This window comes from Pollutimonas bauzanensis (genome assembly GCF_900129885.1).
Classification (GTDB): Bacteria; Pseudomonadota; Gammaproteobacteria; order Burkholderiales; family Burkholderiaceae_B; genus Pollutimonas; species Pollutimonas bauzanensis.
Genome location: NZ_FQXE01000016.1, coordinates 77,463 through 93,287, shown reverse-complemented (window position 1 = coordinate 93,287; position 15,825 = coordinate 77,463). Strand labels below are relative to the sequence as shown.

Annotated in this window: 10 protein-coding genes; 7 read left to right on the top strand and 3 right to left on the bottom strand. The window is 62.2% G+C overall.

What is annotated here, in order from left to right:
- Positions 1-50 precede the first annotated feature (50 nt).
- The 3 genes from BUB23_RS22195 to BUB23_RS22185 are packed head-to-tail and all read right to left on the bottom strand — an operon-like array spanning position 51 to position 4,829.
- Complete coding sequence (locus tag BUB23_RS22195) at positions 51-1,823, bottom strand: ABC transporter ATP-binding protein (RefSeq protein WP_073108137.1); 1,773 nt, start codon at positions 1,821-1,823, stop codon at positions 51-53.
- The gene (locus BUB23_RS22190) at positions 1,820-3,595 is read right to left on the bottom strand and encodes an ABC transporter ATP-binding protein (RefSeq protein ID WP_073108133.1); all 1,776 of its coding nucleotides are present in this window, start codon (positions 3,593-3,595) and stop codon (positions 1,820-1,822) included. The genes BUB23_RS22195 and BUB23_RS22190 overlap by 4 nt, the downstream gene beginning before the upstream one ends.
- Positions 3,588-4,829, bottom strand: a complete 1,242-nt coding sequence (locus tag BUB23_RS22185) for an MFS transporter (RefSeq protein WP_178372380.1) — start codon at positions 4,827-4,829, stop codon at positions 3,588-3,590. Before BUB23_RS22185 ends, BUB23_RS22190 begins: the two co-directional genes overlap by 8 nt.
- A 298-nt stretch (positions 4,830-5,127) precedes the next feature.
- Between BUB23_RS22185 and BUB23_RS22180 the strand changes: the two genes are divergently transcribed.
- The 7 genes from BUB23_RS22180 to BUB23_RS22150 all read left to right on the top strand — a co-directional run bounded on the left by BUB23_RS22180 (position 5,128) and on the right by BUB23_RS22150 (position 15,824).
- Positions 5,128-6,105, top strand: a complete 978-nt coding sequence (locus tag BUB23_RS22180; RefSeq protein ID WP_084136196.1) for a helix-turn-helix transcriptional regulator — start codon at positions 5,128-5,130, stop codon at positions 6,103-6,105.
- 29 nt (positions 6,106-6,134) lie between these two features.
- Positions 6,135-6,890 (top strand): methyltransferase, encoded by a 756-nt coding sequence (locus tag BUB23_RS22175; RefSeq protein WP_073108119.1) that lies wholly within the window; start codon positions 6,135-6,137, stop codon positions 6,888-6,890.
- Between the two features lie 323 nt (positions 6,891-7,213).
- Complete coding sequence (locus BUB23_RS22170; protein WP_073108113.1) at positions 7,214-10,024, top strand: TonB-dependent receptor domain-containing protein; 2,811 nt, start codon at positions 7,214-7,216, stop codon at positions 10,022-10,024.
- A gap of 79 nt (positions 10,025-10,103) precedes the next feature.
- Positions 10,104-10,913, top strand: a complete 810-nt coding sequence (locus tag BUB23_RS22165) for a hypothetical protein (RefSeq protein WP_073108107.1) — start codon at positions 10,104-10,106, stop codon at positions 10,911-10,913.
- A 248-nt stretch (positions 10,914-11,161) separates the two neighbouring features.
- The gene (locus tag BUB23_RS22160) at positions 11,162-12,943 is read left to right on the top strand and encodes a type I secretion system permease/ATPase (protein ID WP_218599127.1); all 1,782 of its coding nucleotides are present in this window, start codon (positions 11,162-11,164) and stop codon (positions 12,941-12,943) included.
- Positions 12,940-14,298 (top strand): HlyD family type I secretion periplasmic adaptor subunit, encoded by a 1,359-nt coding sequence (locus BUB23_RS22155; protein ID WP_073108100.1) that lies wholly within the window; start codon positions 12,940-12,942, stop codon positions 14,296-14,298. The genes BUB23_RS22160 and BUB23_RS22155 overlap by 4 nt, the downstream gene beginning before the upstream one ends.
- Positions 14,295-15,824 (top strand): TolC family outer membrane protein, encoded by a 1,530-nt coding sequence (locus BUB23_RS22150; RefSeq protein ID WP_084136195.1) that lies wholly within the window; start codon positions 14,295-14,297, stop codon positions 15,822-15,824. Before BUB23_RS22155 ends, BUB23_RS22150 begins: the two co-directional genes overlap by 4 nt.
- The last annotated feature ends 1 nt before the right edge of the window (position 15,825 follow it).

The following is a 15,825-nucleotide window of genomic DNA, read 5'->3' as shown; positions in this document are numbered from 1 at the left end:
TCTCCGATTCAATCAAGTTTTTATTCCGACATCAATCGCCGACATGCCGGTCAACGACCGACATGCCAGTTCTTGGCGCGTTGCTGCGCCTGCCACATGGCGCTGTAGCGGCCGGCGCGTGCCAGCAGTGCGGCATGGCGGCCTTGTTCGGCCACATGCCCATCTTCGATGACCAGGATCTGGTCGGCGGCGGCAATGGTCGATAGCCGGTGTGCAATCACGATCACCGTGCGCTCGCGCACCAGTGCGTCGATAGCCGCCTGTACGGCGACCTCGCTTTCGGTGTCCAGCGCGGCGGTGGGCTCGTCCAGGATCACGATGGGCGCATTCTTGAGCATGGCGCGCGCGATGCTGATGCGCTGGCGCTCGCCGCCCGAGAGCCGCCCGCCGATGTCGCCCACGCGCGTCAAGTAAGCTTCGGGCAGGCGCGTGACGAACTCGTGGCAGTGCGCGGCGCGCGCGGCGGTCTGCACCTCCTCATCCGTGGCATCCGGGCGAGCCATGCGGATGTTGGCGAGGATGGTGTCATCGAACAGGTAGACGTCCTGGAATACCGTCGAGATCAGGGCATTGAGGGTTTCGGGCGCGATGGCGCGGATATCCACGCCACCGATGGTGATGCGCCCTGCCTGCGGATCGGCATGGCGCATCAAGAGGCGGGTGATGGTGGTCTTGCCCGAGCCCGAGGTGCCGACCAAGGCGGTCAGGCTGCGCGCGGGCAGGCTGGCATTGAGCTCGCGCAGGGCGGGGTTCGCGGCGCTGGCATAGTGAAAGGTCACGCCCTCGAACCGGATGTCGAAGCGCTGCGGCACGGGAACCAGCGCCTGCATGGGCAGGGGCGCGATGGCCAGCAGGGCGCTGATCTTGCCAAGGGCGGCTTCGATCAGATCGATGATTTTGGCATACAGTACGAAAGTCGCCAGCGGCTCGGAAAAGCGCACTGCGATCACCAGCAGCGCGGCCAGAAGCGCCACGTCCAGCGTGCCCTGTATCACGAACAGCGCGCCCAGCAACACCACCAGCAGGATGGCCAGCTCCATCACCGTGGCCAGCACGAGGTTCGGCTTGGTCCCTTTCTTTTGGCCTATGGTCTGTATGGCCTGCAGATGCAGAAAACCGGCTTGCAGCTGTTGGGCTTTCTCGCCGGTGCAGCAGGCCGAGCGCAGCACCGGCAGACCCTGCGTGTACTCCAGGATGTCGGCGCTGGTGCGTTCCTGGGCATCGGCCAGCATGCGCATGCCGCGTCCGTAAGCGGGCCGGCGCCAGCGATACAGCGGAATCAGCAGCGGAAACACCAACAGCAGCAGCACGCCCATGCGCCAGTCGAACCACAGCGCCGCCAGCGCGACCACCACGGGCGTGATCAGGGCATGGGCCATCATATTGGCGACCGTCAGCAGATAGCTCAGATTCTCGTCCACGCTGCCCAGCAGCGTGGCGTTGACTTCGCCGGCGCGCTTGTCCTGCAACTGCTCCAGCGGGATGCGGCGCAGTTGGCGGCCCAGCGCGGTGCGCAACTCATGCGTGTTTTGCACCATGTCGCCCCGGTAGTCGAAGCCCTGCGCCCACCAGCGCAGTAGTATGCTCGCCAGCATCAGCACCGTCATCACCACCAGCCATGGCAGCGCGGCAGGCCAGCGCGGCGCGGGAATCAGCGCCCGGAACAGCGGCATCAGGCAGGCCAGCGCCAGGCCTTGCGCGGCGGCGGCCACGGCCAGGCCGATCAGGCAGGCGCGCAGGCGCGGCGCGCGGCTGCGCGCGCTGGTCATCAACTGGCGCCAGGTCTCGCGCAAGGGAGTGATCTGCGGTTGAACCATACTCATGCCGTACCTCCCGCCAGCGCCCAATCCTGGGCTTTCTCGTAGTTGCGCCACAGGCGTGCATAGACGCCGTGCTGCGCGAGCAGATCGTCGTGGCGTCCGCGCTCGGCGAGCCGGCCCTGGTCGAACACCAGGATCTGGTCGGCGTCGCTGATGGTGGACAGTCGATGCGCCACCATCAGCACTGTCTTGCCGCGCATCAGGTTCGAGAGGGCGGCCACCAGCGCCGCTTCGTTCTCCGGGTCGGCAAAAGCGGTGGCCTCATCCAGCACCAGGATCGGCCGGTTCTGCAAGATGGCGCGGGAAATGGTAATGCGCTGGCGCTGGCCGCCAGACAGGAAGTTGCCGCGCTCGCCCGCCGGCGTCTCGTAGCCCTGTGGCAGCGCCATGATGAACTCATGGGCTTGCGCCGCCTTGGCCGCGGCGATGACCTCGTCCATCGTGGCTTCGGGTAATCCCAAGCGGATGTTGTCGGCGATCGTGGTGGCAAAGAGAAACGTGTCCTGGAACACGAAGGCGACCTGTCGCATTAGCGTCTCGGGCAGCATCTCGCGCACGTCCACGCCGCCAACCAGGATGCGGCCCTCGCTTGCGTCCCAGAAGCGCGGAATCAGCCGCGCCGCCGTGGTCTTGCCTGCGCCGGAAGGCCCGACCAGCGCTGTCACGCTGCCTTGCGGGGCATCGAAGCTTACGTCCTGTAGCACCAGCGGGCCATCCGGCGTATAGCGAAAGCTCACGTTTTCGAAGCGTACGCTGGCGTCCAGCGGCGCCTTTGCATGGGCGGCTTCCGGAAGGGGCAGCGGCTGTTCGGCCATGACCTCGTGGATGCGGTGGATGCTCATCTGCGTCCTGGCCACCAGATGCTTGAGGGAGACCAGCGGCAGCAGCGACTCGGCCATGCCGGTTCCCACCAACATCACGGCCAGCCAGATGGCGGCCCCCAGCGCATCCCGGCTGAGCAGCCACGCGCCCAGCCAGACCAGCGCGGCCAGCGTGGGAATCGGGTTCAGGATGGCCTGCGACAGACGCGAAGACACGCCTGCCACGCGATACCAGCGCGTGACCACGTCCCGATAGGCTTCCAGCGCCTGCTGGTAGCGTCCGAAGGTGACCGTACCCGTATCGAAAGTACGCACGACCGGCATGGCCTGCACATACTCCACCACCGCCTTGCTGACGTTCTCGCCCGCTACGTTATAGAGGCGCATCATCTCGCCGCTGCCGCGCAAGGCCAGCGAGACCACTGCCATGCCCAGCGCCAGCACGGCAGTGGCGACCAACGCCAGGCGCCAGTCCAGCCACCACAGCAGCACGAAGGTGAGCGCCGGCGACACATAGGCGCGGGCATACAGCGGCGTGCTGTCGGCCACGAACACGTGCAGCGCCTTGACATCATCCATCATGACTTTGGCCAGCGCGCCCGAGCCGCTCTGCTGCACATAGCCTAGCGGCAGACGCGCCAGATGTTTGGCCAGATCAGTGCGCAGCCGCGTTTCCAGCCGGAAGGCGGCGTAGTGAGACTGATTGAAGGCCATCAGCCGCAGCAGGTAGGCCAGCACGGTCAGCATGACGGCCAGCAGCAGTGGCGGCCAGGGCCATTGCCCTGGTGTGCGCAGCAGTTCGTAAATGACCCATGCCAAGGCACATACGGAGCCCAGCGCCGCCGCGGCGCCAACGCCCGCCAGCGCCATGGCAAGGCGGATCTGGCCCAGCACGGGCCGCATGATGGCCCAGACGCCGGGCGGTGTGGCTTGTTTGAGTGTCGCGTCAGTCATTGAGCTTCAATCCTGGGCTGAGGTCAGCCCGCAAGAAAATGGTCAAGCCCGCCACCGCGCACAGCGCTGCCGCCACGCCAAAGCACGCGGCAAAGCCCCAATGCTGCGACAGCCAGCCGCCCAGCACGCCGCCCAGCCCGCCCATGCAGGCCTGGGCGCACTGGAACAGCGTGAAATCGACGCCGGCCTGCAAGGGCGAAGTCAGCCCCATCAAGGCCGAATAGCCCGCCACGAAGCCGCAGGCCATCAGGAAGAAATGCACACCCGCCAACCATGCCAGCAAATCCAGCGTGGCCGCGCCCTGGTAGAGGGCGATCGCCAGAACGGCCTGCGCCAGCGCCTGAGCGGCCAGGGCGATCCAGACTGCCCGCCAGCCCGGCGCCAGCCTGACGAGCACGCCGCCGGCCAGGGTGCCGGCCAGCCCGGCGCCGATACTCAGCGTACCGAAGAGCCAGCCGACATGCTCCATGCTGGCGCCGTGGTCGATGAACATCGGACCCAGCATCGTCAGGCTGATGTAGACGCCGGCGTTGATCAGCAGGGCCACCAGTATGCCCGCCCGTACTCGGGGGCGGCGTAGTGCATGGCGCAGGCTGGGGCGGTGCGTGGCGGCGGCGGTATCGCCGCGCGCCGGTTCATGCACGGGCAGCAATGGCAGGCTCAGCACGACAAAGGCGATGCCAACGGCCAGCAGTCCCCATGACAGTCCCCAATAGTTCACCACCAGCAGAAAGCCGCTGCCGCCCAGCAAGGCCCCGAAGTAGCTGCCGCCGACCTGAACGGCATTGCCCCAGCCTCGTTGCCTGCTGGATAACTGGTCGATGACGAAGCCATCGCCGGCCGTATCGACACTGGCGGTTATCAGCGAGGCCAGCACCAGCCCGACCAGCAGCCACATGCCGTGGCTTTGCAGGGAAAAGCCCGGCAACCCGGCCCAGATCGAGAGCGCGACAAAAAGCAGGGCCAGCAGGCATTGCCCAGCCAGAATCAGTTGGCGCGAGCGCCGTTTCAGCGTCCCAGAGGGCAGGCGCCACCGTTCTATGACGGGGGCCCACAGGAACTTGAATACCCACGCCAGCATGAAGATCGAACTCATGCCGGCAAGTTGCAGCGATGCGCCCGCTTCACGCAGCAGCGTTGGCATGGCCTGCATGCCCAGCGCGGTCAGTACGGTCTGGGTGATATAGACGCCTGCAATGGCTGGCAGAAGTTGCCGCAATGTCAGCGCAGCCATGGGAACAGGGATTTCAGAAGGCATCCGGTACGCTCGCAATCAGAAAAATTTGGGATTGAAAACAACAAAATTAAGCAAAATCAAACAATCGGCGCGCAAGTCTGTCCTATCACCAGGAAATGACGGCGAACTCAAAAAAAGTGCTTGCAATACTTATTTACGCTGGTATAAATGCGGATAGACAGGCGTCGATAATAAGTCTCATTAACGTTAAAGAAAATGAAAGTCAATCATGCCCCGGATTCTTCCTGTCCGCTAACGCATTAGGGACAGAACTTGTCATTTGGGGGAATTTTTTATGTCTGGCAGCATTCACAGAAGACCGCGCGGGGTCTCGCACGACCCGGCCAAGCTGATGGACGGCAGGCTGGAGGGCATTCCCGAGGACTGGCAGTGTCTAATGCAATTGCATCGTCCGGCAGAAGGGTGCAACATTTGCTGCATGAACGGCCAGCCCAGTTCGAAATGGGCGTTCCAGGCCGAGGGCGGCCCTTCGCTGACCCTGAGCATCCTGCTTGAAGGCCGCATGGAAGCGGCCATCGATGACGGCGCCGAGTTTCGGGTCGATTCGGGTTCGGTGGTGCTCATGGCAACGGGGCAGCACACCGCAGGCTGGGATGTGCTTTCGGCCGAGCGGGATTTCCGCATGGTCAACATCAACCTCACTCAGCAAGCCCTACAGGGGCTGACCGGGTTGCAAATGGACGATCTGCTGCAATGCATGCGCTCGTCGTCGCGCAGCATGGCGCATATCAATGCCCTCATGACCTCCATGCCCGTCTTCAGTACGCTGCAGCGGGCGGCGGGCGAAATCAGCCTGTGCAACTACAGAGACAGCAAGGCGCGCAACGTCTTCCTGTGCGCCAAGGTGGCCGAAGTCATCGCCGCGGTCCTGGACCGATGCTGGCAGGCGCATGGCGGCACCGCCGCGCTGTTGCCCGTGCCATCGGATCGCACCCGCCTGATGCAGGCGCGCGCGCTGTTGGAAGCCCGATACGGCGAAACCTGGAGCGTGGCCTCCCTGGCCCGGTCCGTGGGCCTGAGCGAAAAACGGCTACAGGCCGGTTTCCAGGCCTTGTATGGCCGCACGATGCTGGAGTCCCTGACGCACATTCGCCTGGACGTGGCCCTCGCCATGCTCGCCTGCGGCACCAGCGTTACGGAGACCGCGCAAACCGTCGGCTTTTCCAGCGTGAGCCACTTCAGCAAGGTATTTCGCGCCGGCATCGGCCTGTCGCCCAAGCGCTGGGCGCATGGCTATCAGCCGTCGGATTGATTGCTGCCTTTGCAATCAGGAGCTTAGCCATGTCAGAGCCACTCACCGTATCCTCGGACAACTACATCCAGGCGGCCGAAATGTACGATATTCTCTCTGAGCAGCATTGGCAATCGCGCCAGAGGTCGCTGCGTAACGCACTGATTGCGGCGCGCCCCGATGCAAAACTGGTGCTCGATGTTGGCTCGGGCACCGGCATGGCGCTCAAATTCATCACCGAAGCCCTGCCGGGCGCTCACATCCACGCCATCGAACCTTCGGCCTCGATGCGCGTTGGCCTGATGACCCGTGTGCTGGCCGATGCGCAGTTGCGCCGCCAGGTCACGGTGCACCCGACCGATATCGCCCAGGCCGTCCTGCCCGCCGATATCGACGTCGCCCTGGTCTGCGGTTGCGTGGGTTTCTTCGACGACGCCACGCGCCGCGCGCTCTGGCCCCGGCTGGCCGCAGCGCTGGCGCCCGCCGGTGTGGTGCTGGTGGATGTGATGCCGCTCGACGCGACCCGGCATCTGCCGGAGTCGCGGGTGGCCAGCGTTGATGTCGGGCAGCATCGCTTCGATATCTGGCTCAGTGGCCATCCGGTCGATGACGGCCTGGAGCTGATCCGGTGGCGCATGCGCTTTGAGCAGCTCGACGGTGATACGGCGGTACGCAGTTTTTCGATCGAACGCGACTGGCGCGCCTTCAGCCTTGATACGCTGTTGGCGGAAGCGGCCGAAGCAGGTTTTCAGGCCCAGCCGCTGGCGGATAGTCCGGTGCCGGCCGCATTGCTGCGCTTGGGATGAAATTTGTGATCCATGGCCCGCCCGGGCAACCCGGGTCACCCGGCTTGCGTGACTACTATCGTGCAGTGCAAAAAAATTCCCCCAAATGACAAGTTCTGTCCCTAATGCGTTAGCGGAAGGACTTGCTTTTCGGGATGATATCCATAGAGACTGGGAGTGGACAAATGACTGCCGCGCTGCATGGCGGGAAGTCCGGCCTGTGTGGCCTGAAGCAGGAACACTTTCTGGAAAGCCCGATCCCACGCACCGGCGTACTCAACTATTTTAATAGAAACACTTCTCAGTCTCATAAATATATAGATTTATTTTTATAGGGGTTGAGGATGCTTGAGAAGGACGGGACCGGCGGCGCAAGGATGCGCCCAAGCTGGCTATGGCTGGCGATGATGCTGGCGTTGGGTGGTAGTGGAGATGTGTTGGCGCAGGAGGCTGCGCCAGCCCCGAAACAGGGGGGAAGCACCATGCAGCAGGCTGATTCAAGCATTCAGACGCTTGAGGCGGTGGAGGTGACCGGCACCGCTGAAGAGGAAAAGAAAACTGGCGTCAAGGCGAGCGCCAGCAAGGAAGATATCGAGCGGCGCAATGCCAGCCACATGAGCGACCTGATCGAACAGATTTCGGGCACTTCGGTCAACAGCCTCTATGCCCGCCCGGAAGTCAGTGTCGGTGTTCAGGGCATTGCCGGCCATGGGCGTGTGTCCCAATCTCTGGAAGGGATCAATCAAAATTTCCATGCATTCACCCGCGATATTGGCCAGACTGGGTCCATCTTTGTTGATCCACAGTTCCTGAAAAGCATCGACGTAAATAGGGGTGGTAGTACCGGTACAGGTGCGTTGGGCAGCCTGGGCAGCTCAGTCGATTTCCGGTATCTGGATCTGGAAGATATATTGCGCCCGGGCAAGAATTTCGGCGGCATGGTGCGTGGTTCTGCCGGATTCAGTGAATATCGGAATGGTCAGAAACCTTCGGGCTCGTTCTTTCTAGGTGGTCGTGATGAGCGCTGGGAATGGATGTTGGGTGCTGCGCAGAGCAAGAACGATGCGTACCGTATTGGCCGCAGTTTCAATAGAGAGGACATGTTGAACGATGCAGATGCGGACAATATCAAGTTTTATGGAAATATGGATGACGCATATGCCGGTGCCGATTCAAATTGTCGCTATCGCGCGAGCGGTCTAGGAGGGATGGGAGCAGCTTTATCTAATTGTCAATTCACCCCTTTCCAGTTAGATGCTCTAAAAGAGGCAGCCGGCGAGCCCTTGTCAGGCACGCAGAAGAAGAATGACGCGCAAATGCTACGTTTGCGTCATTACTTCGATGATACTTATGACCAGCGCTTAGAGTTATTCGCAACGGCTAGCGGCGCCAAATATGAAACCGATCAGCAACCCTCCATCCGTGTTCCTTTTACAACCGAAGCGGGCAGTCGCTCCCGTTGGGAAGATTATCCGTGGTCGGTACGTGCGGAATTAGAAAGCCAGGTAGTCAGCTTGAAATACAGTGGCAACTTCAATGACTGGCTCAATCCTGAAGCGCAGCTATACCATGAAAAGCAAAACCGCAAACAACGCTGGACAGGCTACCCTGGAACTTACTCAGCGGGTGAAGCATTGCACTATTTTGCCGATATCGGTTCAACAGGTCTCAAACTCAGTAACACCAGCCATTTTGATACGGCCCTGGCTGGTCCGCTCAAGCTCGACGCGGGACTTGAACTGCGCCGGGCAGACAAGAAGGTAGACAGCCTCTCAGATGCCGAGTTCTATGAGCAATACATGCGTTCTGTCGGCAACACCAGTTACAAAAGCGAGGTATGGGATCCGGATTCGCGCAATGATGCATTGGGGCTTGCACTGACGCTCGGCACGGAGGGAGGCGGGCCCTGGCAGGCCAGTGGTGGAGTTGGCTGGCAGCGTGTCTGGTTGGATGTTGAGAACCCGCGCTTTACAGCAGGGAATATTAAAAAGGGCGGCCTTCTATATAGCTTTAATTATTACTACGAGCAATTGCGTGCACAGGGTGTTCCGCGGACACAAGCCAGGCAGATGGCGACAGAGATGTCCCAGGCAGCAGAGGGTGAGTTCCGCATCGACCCAGAGAGTGGGTTCTCGAATCGTCTGGTCGAGGGCGAGCAGAAGCACCATTGGGATCTGAGGTCGGCGCATTTTGCGTTGGCATATAGCCCGCCAAATACAGGGATCACCACCTATGCACAAGTTGGCTACAGCGAACGAGCGCCTACCAGCAATGAGATGTACATGGGAGGCCCATGGCTGAAAACTGGGTTTACGGCCAATCCATCGCTGGAGCCGGAGAAGGCCCTCTCTTTCAACCTGGGCATGAACTATCAGTCCAAGGATTGGCTGGCTAACAATGACCAGATCAACGTAGGCATCAACTACTACAGAAATCGCATCCGTAATTACATTGTGTACGGACCAATTATCCGGCCAGACGAGTCAGTCGGGGCTTCGTATCAAACTGGCAATGGCATGGTGGCAAATGTCAATAATCTGAATGACTACATACGCCACGGCTTGGAGCTCAATCTAAGCTATCGCCAGCAACTCTTCTATATACGGGGGAATTTCACTCTGCCCATCCGTCACGATAACAAAGTATGCGCTTGGGAATCACCTAGTGGCAGCGGTTATCGAACCGTTAATCACACTGATGGAACTATTGAGTTTATGCCTTATGGCAACAAGGGTGAGAAGCTTTGCTATTCCAGTTGGAACTGGATGGAGGCTGGAGCAGTTGAACCAATCCGTGGCAGTCTGACCGCGGCCTTAACGCCTGGCGGTGGACAGTGGGAGTTGGGAGGAACCGTGCATTATCGTGGCAAGCAACGGGCAACCTACTGGTTTGATTCAAGCCTTGCTTACAACCAGACCACTGCCCCAAGTAACTCGACTGGAGCGCTTCCGGAAAAAAGCGATTTCATTACCGCCTCGCTATGGCCCAAGGTCATCAAGGTGGATTTATTTGCCAACTACCGTTTCAACGATGACCTCAAGGTCGGAATTTATCTGGCCAACCTGACCGACCAGATGGATGCCACGACCACCACTTTTGGCTACAACTTCTACCCGGGCCGTATGTTGACGGCCAATCTGGAATACCGATTCTGAGCAAACGCTGCTACAGCCCAAGGGGCTGGGGCATTATTCGCCGGGGCGGCGCCCGGCTTGTGACGAAGGAGAAGACATTATGTCTTTGCAATCTGAAACCGCCATTTGGCGTGATGACTATGATAACTCCGGCATTACGGGAGGTGGTGGCGATGCAGCATATCTCGGTTCCATCCAGGGGCCTACTGGTTACCACACCGGTCCGGGTATTTACAATCCAAACCCCGGTGCTGGATTGGTCTATGAAATCTTCGATTTCAATTGGTATGCAGGGCAAGGATTGACGGGTACCTACGGCGCCAAATACCTGCTGAATTCCGAGGGTGGTTTCTCTTGGGATACCAAGGCCGCCGCCGTCAGCGGGAAGTTTGATTTCGTGACGACTGGCGATCTGGATAACCTGTACCTTGGCTACAACCCGTTCACTGATACTGGAGCTTCACCTGCCGAGCTTACGCTGACTACGTTCCGAGCCGTCGATCCGCTGCTAGTGGTCGAGAACTTCGACATAGCGGCGAACTACGTTGCTCTCAATACCTTCGGTGTTGCAAACGGCAACGTCGCAATTGACGCAAGCGATTTCGTCAGCAAGGGCTTGCTGTCCAACGCGCAGTACTACGACAAAGTGACGCTGAACTCCGCCGTGATCTACGACCTGTCGTTCGATATCAAGGATGCATCGGTCTTCGAGTTCGTACTGGACAGGTATCTGGAGTCGCGTGGTTCGGACATCACCGATTCGTTCCTGAATATCCAGACTGCCTTGGCCGGTACCGGTGTGTCGATCACCTACTACGACGCGGCTGGTGACTACGCCTCGGGCGGCGTAATCACTGCCCTGGCGCAGCCGGAGCTGGAGGTTGCCAGCGACTTGCTGCTGGCAGCGTGACGCGGGTGTTACGAAAAGAGAAGGGGATTGACCGGCAAGGCGGTGGCGATTTTCTGACAGGAAGGAGCCACCGCTTGGGCCGGGCTTTATCCCGGGGGCTAGCGTAGTTCAGCCAAGCCCCCGCTTTGCGCAAGCTGCAAAGTCTAGCGGTTTGCGCAATGGCCTGCAAATAAAAATTGCAGGCGGGTTTCGACTTTCCCCGCATATGCGGGGAGGGGGATGTTTTTTTTCCGCAAAAGGCTGCAGACATGATGACGGCGGGCAAATACCGGCCGGCAGGGGATGCGCGAGGCGAACTGGCCCACGCTCTGCTGGCTTACAAGCGCAGTTTCGTGCATATCGGCGTGTTCTCCGGCGTCATCAATGTCCTGATGCTGGCCCCAGCCTTGTACATGCTGCAAGTGTACGACCGGGTGCTGGCCTCGGGCAACGAAATGACGCTGTGGATGCTCACACTTATTCTCTTGATGATGTACGCCTTCATGGGGTCGCTGGAGTGGGTGCGCGGCCTGGTGGTGCTGCGTCTGAGCACGGCGTTCGACCGCAAGCTGGCCCCGCGCATCTTCGATGCGGCCTTTGCTGCCAACCTCAAGACAGGCCAGCTTAATGCCGCGCAGCCGCTCGAAGACCTGCAGCAGTTGCGCCAGTTCGCCACCGGTCAGTCGCTGTTTGCGCTGTTCGATGCGCCCTGGTTCCCGGTGTACCTGCTGGTGATGTTTTATTTCCATCCGCTGCTGGGCTGGTTCGCGCTGGCCGGCACGGTGCTATTGATGCTGGTGGGCTGGCTCAACGAGCGGGTGAGCCGCCCGCACCTGAAGCTGGCCGGGGAGCTGGCGATTGCCTCGCGGCGCGACGCCAGCGCCAACCTGCGCAATGCCGAGGTGATTGCCGCCATGGGCATGCTCACCGATCTGCGCCGGCGCTGGGCCGAGCAGCACCTGGGCTATGTGCGTGAACAGAACCTGGCCAGCGCCCGCATGGCCAAGATCCAGGGCTGGAACAAGGCGCTGCGCATGGCGGTGCAGTCGCTGGCGCTGGGGCTGGGAGCATGGCTGGTGCTGCGCCATGAGATGACGGCGGGGATGATGATTGCCGGCTCCATCCTGCTGGGCCGCGCGCTCGCGCCCATCGACCAGCTCATCGGCGCATCGCGCCAATGGACCGGCGTCAAAGAGGCCGAGCGCCGCCTGAGCCTCTTGCTGGCGGATTTCCCGCCGCTGGCCAAGGGCATGGAATTCCCCCGGCCAAACGGCGCCGTGGCGGTGGAGCAATTGCTGGCAGCACCGCCCAGCCAGGCCCAGCCGGTATTGCATGGCATCAACTTTCAGCTGGCTGCGGGCGAGACGCTTGCGGTGATCGGCCCTTCGGGCGCGGGCAAGACCACGCTGGCGCGCTGCCTGGTCAACGCCTGGCCGCCGCTGCGCGGCCAAGTGCGCCTGGATGGCGCGCCGCTGGAACAATGGCGCCCCGAGGCGCTGGGCGCGCTGATCGGCTACTTGCCGCAGGATGTGCAGTTGTTTGCCGGCACGGTGGCCGAGAACATCGCCCGCTTTAGCCAGATGGACGAGCAGAAGGTGATTGCCGCCGCGCAGATGGCGGGCGTGCATGAGCTGGTCTTGCAACTGCCCGAGGGCTACCAAACGCGGCTGGGCGAGAACGGCATGGGCCTCTCCGGCGGCCAGCGCCAGCGCGTGGGGCTGGCCCGCGCACTCTATGGCGAGCCTTGCCTGGTGGTGCTGGATGAACCCAATGCCAATCTGGACGAAGCCGGCGACGCCATGCTGGCGCAGGCCATTGGCCGCATCAAGCAGGCGGGCGTGACGCTGGTGGTGATGACGCACAAGCCCAATATCCTGCAGCAGGCGGACAAGCTGCTGGTGCTCAAGGCCGGCGCGCAAGCCGACTGCGGCCCGCCGGCCGAGGTGATGGCGCGCATGCGGCGTGGCGCCGCGCCCAGGCCGCAACCCAAGGTCACGCCCCTGCCGCCGACAGGCGTGGTGAGTTTGACGCCGCGCAGGGAGGAAGCATGAGTCCGGAACTGAGTGTGAGCGCAACGGCGGTGGAGGGAATTGCCGCGCCTAAGGATGCGCTGCTGTCCGCGGATGGCGGCCATTATGTGCGCCTGGGCTGGCTGATCGTGCTGGTGGGGGTTGTCGGCTTCATGGCCTGGGCGGCATTGGCGCCGCTAGATGCGGGCGTGCCGGTGGAAGCCAAGGTGGTAGTCAGCGGCAACCGCAAGGCGGTCCAGCCGATGGCGGCCGGCAAGGTGCGGCGCATTCTGGTGGCCGACGGCGTAGCGGTGCGGGAAGGGCAGACGCTGGTGGAACTTGTGCCCACGGTGCCGGCCAACCAGCTTGATTCCTTGCGCTTCCAGTACCTGAGCAGTCTGGCCACCGAGAATCGCTTGATGGCCGAGCGCGACAGCCTGGCGCGGATCCGTTTCGAGGAGCGGTTGCTGGAAACCGAGCATAGCGGTAATGCGCAGGTGGCCGAGATCATTCAGGCGCAGCAGCAGTTGTTCGACAGCCGCCGCCGCGCCCAGCAGGCGGCGCTCGATGGGCTTGAGGCGGTGCTGCGCGGTGCCCGTGAGCAGCGCGACAGCCTGCAGCGCATCCTGCAATCGCGGCGCGAGCAGCGCGTGGCCTTCCGGCGCCAGCTTCAAGGGCAGAGCTCCCTGGCCGATGATGGCCTGCTCGCGCGCAACCGCCTGCTTGAGGCCGAGCGGCAGTACCTGCAACTGGCCGGTTCCGTTGCCGACGACGAGGGTCGGCTGGGCGTATTGGAAGGGCAGGTGCAGGAGTACCAGTTGCGCCTGATTCAGCAGCGCGAAGATTACCAGAAGGAACTGCGCACGGCGCTGGCCGATACTCGCACGCGCACGGCGGACCTGCTCTCGCGGCTGGACAGCGCACAGTATGAGCTTGCCAATACGCAAATCCTGGCGCCGGTGGCGGGCATCGTCTCGGGGCTGGCTGTGTTTACCGACGGCGGCGTAGTCAGCGCGGGCCAGAAGCTGATGGACATCGTGCCGCTGGACCAGCCGTTGATGGTGGAAGGCAAGCTGCCGGTGCAATCGGTGGACAAGGTGCATCCCGGCCAGCCGGTTGAACTGGAGTTCGCCGCGTTCAATCGCGCCACGACTCCCAAGTTGCCAGGCACGGTAACAACGGTCTCGGCCGATCGGCTGGAGGATCAGCAGGGCATGCCCTACTACCACGTGGAAATCAGCGTGGATGAGCTACAAGGGCGCCAGGCCGGGCCGGGCCTGATCTTGCAGCCGGGCATGCCGGTGACGGCCTTCGTCAAGACCGGCGAGCGCACCCTGATGAACTACCTGTTCAAGCCGCTGCGCGACCGCACCCGGCTGGCGCTCACGGAGCAATGATGATGGGGCGCGGCAAAGCAGTTGGCGTACTTCAGCCCTTGGGCAAGGTCGTGCGCCAGGGGCTGCGCAAGGTGTGCGCAGTCAAGCACCCTGTTTCGATTGCCGTGGTGGCGCTGCTGCTGTTTGCCGACGGAATCCCCCATGCGCGGGCGCAGACGAAGTCGTCTGAACCGGCTTCGTTGCGACAGCAGCATCAGGACGCTCAGCTCGCGCTGGCGCCGGCGCTGGATCTGGCACGGGCCTACGAGCTGATGCTGCTCAATGCGCCTGAATTGCAATCGGCCCGCGCCGCCAGGCAAGCGGGGCTGGACGCGCAGAACATTGCCCGCGCCGGCCTGCTGCCCCAGGCCTCGATCAACTACCTGCGCAACCGCACGCGCCAGACGGAATACCTCACGCAGGCGGCCCGGCCGCCTTTACTGCCCGAGCAGCATTTGACCGTCAAGGACGAATTCTACGGGCGCCGCGCCGGCATCACCATCGAGCAGCCCTTGTTCGACTATTCGGCCATCAGCACCTATCGCATGGGCAAGACCCAGTCCGAACATGCCGAGGTGCAGTACCGGCTGCAGTTCCAGCAGGTGGCGGTGAGCATGATCGACGCCTATCTGAATGCCCTGCTGGCACGCGAGACAGTGGAGCTGGCGCAGCGCCAGTTGGGCGTCTACGAGGACATGCTGCGCTCGAACGAACGCATGATGGCGCAGGGCGAAGGCACCCGGATCGATATTCTGGAGACGCGCACGCAGGTGGGCACGACCCACACCGAATTGCTGCATGACGAGGACGAACTGGCCGACCGCCTGCGGGAGCTGTCCGCATTGCTCGGCGAGCCGGTCCAGGCGCGGCAACTGATGGCGATCGACTTGACGCATGCGCAGGTGCCGCTGCAGGAAACCGATCTGTCAGTGCTGCTTGGCGATGCCCTGCAGCAGAATCCCGAACTGCAGGCGGCGCGCCTGGCGGTTCTCTATAACGACCTGACGATCGAGCGCGAGAAGGGGCAGTTCATGCCCAAGGTCTCGGTCTACGTCGCGCATGAGCGCATCGTCTCGGACACCATCAACAACAAGGGCCGCGACTACAAGAGCAACACTATCGGCCTGCAGGTATCGATCCCGCTATTCAGTGGCGGCTCCAGCTATTACTCGGTGCGCCAGGCGCGCAACCGTTTGCTGCAGGCCCGGCATGAGGTGGACCGTGCGGTCGAGAACACGACCACCATGCTGGAGAAGTATTACCGCGTGTGCGTCAGCAGCGCGCCGCGCGTGCGGACGCTGCGCAGCAATGTGGACGACAGCGCCGGGCTGGTGCATGCCATGCGCCGCAGCGTGGCCGGTGGCGAGCGCACCAATACGGACGCGCTGCACTCGCAGCGCCAGGCCTACCAGGCAAGGCAGGAGTTGCTGCGCACCTATGTCGAGTGGTTTCAGGCTTACGCCAAGTTGCAGTTCTATGCGGGCCGGTTTTCCGAGGACGATGTGCTGGTGCTGAACCGGCAATTGGTGGCGCAGGTGGCGCCGTAGA

What these genes read in the sequence shown, in the direction of transcription:
- BUB23_RS22195 (WP_073108137.1), bottom strand. Translation starts at nt 1,823, where the DNA reads ATGAGTATGGTTCAACCGCAGATCACTCCCTTGCGCGAGACCTGGCGC.
- BUB23_RS22190 (WP_073108133.1), bottom strand. Translation starts at nt 3,595, where the DNA reads ATGACTGACGCGACACTCAAACAAGCCACACCGCCCGGCGTCTGGGCC.
- BUB23_RS22185 (WP_178372380.1), bottom strand. Translation starts at nt 4,829, where the DNA reads ATGGCTGCGCTGACATTGCGGCAACTTCTGCCAGCCATTGCAGGCGTC.
- BUB23_RS22180 (WP_084136196.1), top strand. Translation starts at nt 5,128, where the DNA reads ATGTCTGGCAGCATTCACAGAAGACCGCGCGGGGTCTCGCACGACCCG.
- BUB23_RS22175 (WP_073108119.1), top strand. Translation starts at nt 6,135, where the DNA reads ATGTCAGAGCCACTCACCGTATCCTCGGACAACTACATCCAGGCGGCC.
- BUB23_RS22170 (WP_073108113.1), top strand. Translation starts at nt 7,214, where the DNA reads ATGCTTGAGAAGGACGGGACCGGCGGCGCAAGGATGCGCCCAAGCTGG.
- BUB23_RS22165 (WP_073108107.1), top strand. Translation starts at nt 10,104, where the DNA reads ATGTCTTTGCAATCTGAAACCGCCATTTGGCGTGATGACTATGATAAC.
- BUB23_RS22160 (WP_218599127.1), top strand. Translation starts at nt 11,162, where the DNA reads ATGATGACGGCGGGCAAATACCGGCCGGCAGGGGATGCGCGAGGCGAA.
- BUB23_RS22155 (WP_073108100.1), top strand. Translation starts at nt 12,940, where the DNA reads ATGAGTCCGGAACTGAGTGTGAGCGCAACGGCGGTGGAGGGAATTGCC.
- BUB23_RS22150 (WP_084136195.1), top strand. Translation starts at nt 14,295, where the DNA reads ATGATGATGGGGCGCGGCAAAGCAGTTGGCGTACTTCAGCCCTTGGGC.